This is a genomic window from Actinomyces sp. SKVG-SVH-4(1), from assembly GCF_048514265.1.
Taxonomy (GTDB): Bacteria; Actinomycetota; Actinomycetes; order Actinomycetales; family Actinomycetaceae; genus Actinomyces; species Actinomyces oris.
Map to the genome: position 1 here is coordinate 14,322 of NZ_JBGEVE010000015.1, position 659 is coordinate 14,980.

The 659-nt window shown below is 54.5% G+C and carries 1 protein-coding gene; it reads left to right on the forward strand.

Annotated features, from left to right (window positions below):
• A partial coding sequence (locus tag AB7V09_RS10970; protein WP_419143775.1) for a tetratricopeptide repeat protein occupies nt 1–659 on the forward strand: 659 nt, incomplete at both ends.

Here is a 659-nt window from a genome sequence, read left to right on the forward strand (position 1 = left end):
CGTTTGCTGGCGCGGGTCTACTCGAGCAGGCCCAGAAAGTTGCAGAACGAATCGGTGACTTTCAGGAGCGCCTGCCAGATTTGGCGTGCGTCGCGGCGAGAGCTGGTTATGTTGAACAGGCCCGGCAGGTTGCGTATCAGATTGACGATCAAGGGGTGCGTGCCGCGGTGCTGGTGAGGATAGTTGACGATCTTGTCTCTGTGGGTGCAGTCGAACAAGCACAGGAAACTTCCGACCGCGTCATAAACCTAGCTGAAGGAATCTATAATGTTCGTTTGCGTGCCGAGGTGCTCATAAAAGCGCTATGTGTCTTGATTAATTTGGGTTTCATCGAGCATGCGTTTGACATGGCTTCCCGTACAGTGTTGCACATCGAAGAGTGGCACTCACGTAATGAAGCTCTGGTAAAACTTGTCATCGCTTTATCTGAAGTGGGGCAGGCTGATCGGGCCCGTGATGCCTTCGAACGGATTACTGGTTCTTGGTGGCGCGAAACTGCTCTGTTTAAGATGTCAGGTGCTTTGGCGGATGCGGGTCGGTTTGAGCAGGCTCAGGAAGTCGCTGCCGAAATTAAGCGCTCCTGGTGGCGTGGTGAGGCTCTGGTGAAGATTGCGGGTGCTTTGGCGGATGCGGGTCGGTTTGAGCAGGCTCAGGAAGTC